This is a genomic window from Streptomyces sp. 8L (genome assembly GCF_020176795.1).
Classification (GTDB): domain Bacteria; phylum Actinomycetota; class Actinomycetes; order Streptomycetales; family Streptomycetaceae; genus Streptomyces.
The window spans coordinates 1-6044 of sequence record NZ_JAIUKE010000595.1 but is presented as its reverse complement, the minus strand read 5'-3'; the positions used below and the strand labels follow the sequence as shown (position 1 = coordinate 6044).

The 6044-nt window shown below is 72.1% G+C and carries 9 protein-coding genes; all 9 read left to right on the top strand.

The annotated features are described in order from the left end of the window. The first annotated feature begins 70 nt into the window (after window positions 1-70). The 9 genes from LCE31_RS35255 to LCE31_RS35215 all read left to right on the top strand — a co-directional run bounded on the left by LCE31_RS35255 (window position 71) and on the right by LCE31_RS35215 (window position 5916). The gene (locus LCE31_RS35255) at window positions 71-826 is read left to right on the top strand and encodes a hypothetical protein (RefSeq protein ID WP_225021845.1); all 756 of its coding nucleotides are present in this window, start codon (window positions 71-73) and stop codon (window positions 824-826) included. 269 nt (window positions 827-1095) lie between these two features. After that, complete coding sequence (locus tag LCE31_RS35250; RefSeq protein ID WP_225021844.1) at window positions 1096-1470, top strand: hypothetical protein; 375 nt, start codon at window positions 1096-1098, stop codon at window positions 1468-1470. A gap of 16 nt (window positions 1471-1486) precedes the next feature. After that, window positions 1487-1894, top strand: a complete 408-nt coding sequence (locus LCE31_RS35245) for a hypothetical protein (protein ID WP_225021842.1) — start codon at window positions 1487-1489, stop codon at window positions 1892-1894. A gap of 279 nt (window positions 1895-2173) precedes the next feature. Next, window positions 2174-2557 (top strand): hypothetical protein, encoded by a 384-nt coding sequence (locus tag LCE31_RS35240; protein WP_225021840.1) that lies wholly within the window; start codon window positions 2174-2176, stop codon window positions 2555-2557. Next, entirely contained in the window at window positions 2554-3354 is an 801-nt protein-coding gene (locus LCE31_RS35235; RefSeq protein WP_225021838.1) for a DUF317 domain-containing protein, read from the top strand. The genes LCE31_RS35240 and LCE31_RS35235 overlap by 4 nt, the downstream gene beginning before the upstream one ends. Before the next feature lie 20 nt (window positions 3355-3374). Next, window positions 3375-3731 (top strand): hypothetical protein, encoded by a 357-nt coding sequence (locus LCE31_RS35230; protein ID WP_225021836.1) that lies wholly within the window; start codon window positions 3375-3377, stop codon window positions 3729-3731. After that, entirely contained in the window at window positions 3722-4546 is an 825-nt protein-coding gene (locus LCE31_RS35225; protein ID WP_225021834.1) for a DUF317 domain-containing protein, read from the top strand. The genes LCE31_RS35230 and LCE31_RS35225 overlap by 10 nt, the downstream gene beginning before the upstream one ends. A 261-nt stretch (window positions 4547-4807) precedes the next feature. Further along, window positions 4808-5134 carry a hypothetical protein gene (locus LCE31_RS35220; RefSeq protein WP_225021832.1) on the top strand — a complete coding sequence of 109 codons (327 nt, stop codon included), beginning with the start codon at window positions 4808-4810 and terminating at the stop codon, window positions 5132-5134. A gap of 2 nt (window positions 5135-5136) precedes the next feature. Further along, the gene (locus LCE31_RS35215; RefSeq protein WP_225021830.1) at window positions 5137-5916 is read left to right on the top strand and encodes a DUF317 domain-containing protein; all 780 of its coding nucleotides are present in this window, start codon (window positions 5137-5139) and stop codon (window positions 5914-5916) included. Window positions 5917-6044 lie beyond the last annotated feature (128 nt).

Below are 6044 nucleotides of genomic sequence, written 5' to 3'. Positions count from 1 at the left end.
GGCACACGGCCCCGCCGCCCCCGGTCGCCGCCGGACTGCGCCGCTGACTCCCACTCCATCCAAGGACAAAATGCACGACCACACCTCCGAGCGCCTCGCCTCGTTCGCCGACGTCCTCGCCGGCGAACTCCCCGACACCTGGACCAGCACCTACCTCCCGCCGGACGCGAAGGACGAACTCGCCGAACTCGGCGACCGGATCTGGGACCTGGACCTGATCGCCGCTTTCCTCGCCGAGCACTCCCTCCAGCAGGCAGCCGTCCTCAGCCGCGCCGACGGCGCGCAGCTCGTCCTGGTGGACCGGCACGACGCGCGCGACGGGTTCCATATCGCCGCCGTGGCGCCGCGCGCCCTGCCCGACGAGGCCTACCGCGGCGTTCCCGAACCGGGCGGCATCACCCTGGCCGACGATCCCTTCCTGGCCGCCGAGCGCGTCGCCGAGGACCTGCTCGCCCGTTACGACAGCGCTCTCGCCCAGGTCCGGCGCAACGCCCTGGACGGCCTGCAGCCCTCGCAGCCGGACCGGGTCGTCCTGACCTGGCAGCCAGATGGCAGCGTCGCCACCGCTCCCGCCGACGAGCGTGCCGGCGCCGTCCTCGTGGCGGGCGGCTTCGTCCAGGACCCGCACAGCGGCATCTACCGCCTCGACGGCGCCGACACCCAGGCACAGGCACGCGCCCTGCGCGCGATCGGCCCGCAGCTCGACACGCTCGGCATCGCGACCGCCCTGCAGCACCCGGCGGGCCGCAGCGCGCCCACCGCCGCCCCGGCTTCTGGGCCGCCCTCCCCGGCCGGCACCCGCGCTCCGGCCACCAGGACTCGATGAGCCAGGCGAAGCCCCGCTTCTGAATCCTGGAATACGTCGCCATCACCAAGGACCCACGCACCGGCCTCGTCGTCGCCATCGGCGGCACCGAGAAGGCGGCGGACCTCCTCCAACGGACCGGCGGCTTCCTTACCGCCCGCGGACCGCGTGGCGATTACCACCGGCTTCCGCACGGGCTGCCCCTCGAACAGCAGCGCCTGAAGGCGACCACCGCCGCGCACGCCCTGCTCGTCGCCGGCCACAGCGTCCACCTCGACCCCGCCCTCAACATGCTGGCCATAGCGCACGGCGACCACGACGCGGCCCTGCGCTATCTCGGCCAACTCGCCGAGCGGGCCTCGGCCGCCAAGACCGGCAGCGCGGTGGCCGAGGTGCTCAGCGAGATCGCCGCCCCGACCGGCGGTCTGCTCCACCTCACCCGGGACGTACTCGTCCGTGCCTGGAACACCGCCCGCGACCTCCAAGGCAGCGCCCCCGGCACAGAACCCGAAGCCTTCGTGCAGGTCGGACAGACCACCGGCTTGATGAGCCAGGCCGCGCACGCCATGCTCTGCGCCCGCAACCACGCCGCCCGCGTGTCACAACCGGCAGCCCCCACACCACAGGCGAGCATCCCCCAGCCCGCCGCCTCGCGCCACCGCTGAACCCGGAGATATGCCCATGGCCAATCTGGCCGACGAAAACGGCACCGACGTCGAGATCTACATCAAGGCCCTCACAACCACCATTCACGCCGACACCCCGACCGCAGCCCCCGCCGAGCTGCACAACCTCCTCGAACGCCTCGGCCTGCAACGCCACGAACACTCCACGAACGGGCCGGTCTACATCTGGCACACCGTCCCCGAACACCTTGATGCTCACGACCAGAAACGCCTGGCGACCAGCACCATCCCCGTCCTGCTTCTGGCCGGATACGAAGTGAACTGCACACCCGACGTCTTCGACGAGGCCACCTACCGCAGGGCCCTGAAGGAGGCCCGCAGCCGCGCGGCCCGCTCCGCCGCGCAGCAGGCGGCAGCGGCCGGCCCTCCCTCGCCTCCCGGCCCGGCCCACCGCACCCAGTGAGAGGTCCCGCCGCCGGCCCCGGCTGCACGCCGGGGCCGGCCCATCGGCCGGTCCCGTTTCCCGGAGATACCCCGTAGCAGCCCGTACGCCCCCAGCGATCAGCGACGAGCTCATGCCCCGGCTCGCGACCGCCGTGTTCCGCCGATACCTGCGCACCTGCATCCCGACCGGCCCCGATCGCCTCCTCCCCACTGCACCGCGGCCCGGAGGCCACCCGTGCCGCGGCGCAGTGCGCCGGGCGGCGCCACCATCGCTGACCATCCACCGTCCCGGAGGAGCATGTCCCGCCCCACCCTCCACCCGGTGAGGCTGGCCGACGAGATCACCCGCTACCTCGGCCAGCTCACCGACCGCCTCGCACAGCTTCCCCCGCCCCAGGCCGCGCGGGTCATCGCACACGTCCTCGAACCGAACGCCGGCATCCTTGGCAGCGTCGCCCATCTCCTCGCCACCGCAACCTCGTTCGCCAAGACGCAGGCAGCGCGGGAAGTTCTCCCCACAGAGGTGTGGCTCGCTCTGGGCCGCGCCGCGAACGAACTGCACGACCTCACCCTCGACCTGGACGAGCACCGTGACCCGCTCCAGCGCGCCGGCATCCAGCCCGGCACCGCCCCGGCGACGCCTCCGGCTGCCGCACCGCTCACGGCCCGGCGGCACCGATGAACAAGAAGGCACGGCAGGGCTGGGGGCCCGGCGAACGCGCCGAACAGCACTACCTCGTCCAGCCCCGTACCCTCGCCGGCGCCGGCGACATCCGGCACGTATCAGAATTCCTGCGCGCATCAGGATGGCGGGACACCTCCCCCTCGCGGGGTCCTTTGAGCATGGACAGTCCGGAGCGCACCGTGCGCATCGCCTACGACCCGGACAGCCCGCACGCCGGCTGGATTGTCCATGGCCGGACGGGTCCCGGCGGCGAGTGGTCGGCGCACCTGAGCAGGCAGATTCCGGTGGAGATCCTTGCCGGTCTGAGTGATGCGCTCACCCGTCCTCCGTCGGCCCACGCCCCCAACGTCTGGACGCCGTTGCGCGAGCAGAACTGGCACACCCGTTTCGAAAGCGGGCACTACCTGGCCACCAGCCCCGACGGCACCGCCTGGATGCAGTACCGCCAGGACCTCGACGGCCCGGGGATGTGGTGGACCGGAGCCAAGGACACGCAGGGAACCAGCTGGACGGCCCTCTTCACGCCGACCACCCCCTTGCACTTGGTGCAGGCGTTCTCCGCCGAACTCGCCAACCCGGATCCCGTGATGCGCCCGCGCGGGCACCTTCCCCACAGCACGCAGATCCGGACCTGGTCGGTCTCCGTCACGCCCTCGCAGCTCAGCGCGTGGCAGCAGGCCCGGGTCACGGCCGCCCGCGCCGCCACCTGGGCCCGCACCAACGCCCGCAGCGCCCCACCACGAGCCGGCGCCCCCACCTACGCCTCGGCCCGCAGAGCCCGCAACCACCGCTGACCATCGCCCCGAGGAGCCCGATGCCCCCACTCAGCCCGGACGCCATACGCACACTGACCGAAACGCTCTCGGACCTCACCGTCTACCTGCGCGAGAACCCCGAGCCCGAGGAAGCCCTCGCGCTCGTCGAGCCCCTCCTCGACGAGTACACCGGTCTGCCCGTGCAGCTGGCCGACACGCTGCGCGCTCTCGCCCGCACCCTCGAAAAACACCTGGCCACACCGCACAGCGCGCACGTCGACTTCCTGATCACCGAATTGCGCGCTGCCGCATGGGAGCAGTCCGACCAGCACGCCCTCCACTACGTCCTGGACGATCTTAGCGACCTGCACGCCAACGCCGCCCCGAGCAGGCCAGGGTGTGGCCGGTGCCAGTGAGCGAACGGCAGCTCGCCGCCTTCGCCGACACGTACGCATGGCAGATCCCGTTCGACACCAGCCCCCGCCACCTCGCCGGTCCCGGGGACGCCCGCCACGTCACCCACGGCCTGGCCGCCGCCGGCTGGAGGCCGGTCTCCGACCCGTTGAGTGCCGAGATCGTTCTGCGCAGTGCGGACCTTCGCCACAGCCTCCAGTTCGACCCGCAGTCGGACTCTTCCGCCTGGTGGCGGCTGCGGGGGGAGCACCACGACAACCGTCCCGGCTGGTACGCCGCGTTCGGACAGCTCGTGCCCGCCGAGGTCCTCGCCGCCTTCACCGACGCCCTCATCGCCCCGCCACCCCAGCAGTCGGATCCATGGCAGCCGCTGGTCTCGGCAGGCTGGCACCGCGGCCCAGGCGACACCGCGCACTCCGCGGACTCCCTGTGCCACATCGAACTGCGCCCACTGAGCGAATTCCACAACGGACGGTCCTGGCACATCGAGACCCGCGAGCCCGGCCACGGAGAGTTTCCCGGACCACGCATCTGGCACGCCTACTTCGACGAGCACACCCCCGCCCACCTGGTCAGCGCTTTCCTCACCGCACTGAGCGATCCCAGCCCGCTCCAACGCGGCATGCACGAGCACACCATGCACTACAGCGCGGTGAAAGAGCCCAGCCAGGTGCTTCCCCAGCAGGTGGTCGACGCCCACGCCGCACGCATCAACGCACTGCGCGCCCATGCCCGTTCCGCCCTCCGGCACAAAACGAAACCCGCGGCGCCCCCGGCACACATGACCAGCGACGCGCAACCGGCCCCTCGCCGCTGAACCGACAGGAACCTCCCTATCTCCACCAACCACCGCGCACAGCGCGTTTTCCTGCGCCGCCTCGACGACTACCTGAGGGACAGCAGGAAGATCCTCGACGCCTGGGACATCTACGCCGACAAGCACACCGACCCCGACGGCTGGCCCCACGACGGTGACGCCTACGGCCGGCGCGCGAGCCAGCGCGACGCCGACACCGCCGAAGCATTCGAACCGCTCCGCCGCGGCGCCCGTGGCCTGCTGGCCACGGCCGAGACCGAGTTGGCCCAACTGCCGACGGCCTGGGTGCAACGCCGCTGGCTCTACCAGTTGGGCGCCCTGCGCGACGCCCTCGACCAGCTCGGCGAACTGCACGATCACTGGCTGTCCGTCCAAGAGGCCCTCCCCGCCACAGCCAAGCCCGGCACCCCCGCCTTCGACGATGCCCTCGCCGAACACCATGCCGAATCCTGGAGCTACCTCGACGATTGGGCCACCCACGGCAAAGCACTCCGGGAAATCCACACCGCAGCCCGCAAAGCCCGCTCCGCGCCGTCCCCCACACCGCAGCCCGCACCCACCGTGCGGCCCGCGGCACGGAAGAAGTGACCATGCCCTCCACTCACGAGACCGTCGAGGTCGACTTCATCACCCCGCGCCACCTCGCCGGCGGCGGAGATCCCGCCTGGGTCACCGTCCCCCTCCACCGAGCCAGCGGCTGGAGCCACGGCCACGACCCCCTCATGCCCCGCGTCACCCTCTCCAGCCCCAACCAAAAGGCACTCCTGCGTCTGGAACCCGACCCGGACGGACAGTGGTGGACCCTCCGCCACGCACCCGGACCCGGCCAACCCGCCTGGTACGCCAGCTTCGGCGCCCACACACCGGTCGAACTCATCGCCGCCGTCACCGACACCCTCACCGATCCCGCCCCCAAGGGGAACACACCGTCCGACCCCCGCAAACCGCTCCAGCAGGCCGGCTGGACACCGGCTCTGCAGGACAACGGCCTCGTGTCGCCGGACGCCACGGCCTATCTCCAGCGCCTGGGAACCTCGCAGGAGCACGGCGCCTGGTCTGTCACCGCCACCCTCGGCCCGGACCGGCCCGTGTGGCAGGCCCGCTTCGATGAACACACCCCCCACCACCTCGTCAGCGCGTTCACGACCGCGCTCACCGATCCGACACCGCTGGCCCGCACCGGCACACGGCACCGCCTACCGACCCGCAATCCGAAACTCGTCACCCTCAAGTCCACGGACGTGCGTGCCGCCCTCCTGGCCTACGCCCTGGAAGAACGCGTCAACTCCTCGGCCGCCCGGCGCCCCGGGACGCCTACGAAGCCCCGCGCCGCGCACCGTCCACCGGCCGACAACGGCCGCAGCCGCTGAACCCCCCCCCCCCCCCCCCCCCCCCCCGGCGGGGGGGGGGGGGCCCCCCACGCCGACGAGCGGCCCGTGCCGTGCGTGCCCGTGGAGACCGCGCCCGCCGCGGTCTGCGCCATGATGTCGCCCATGTT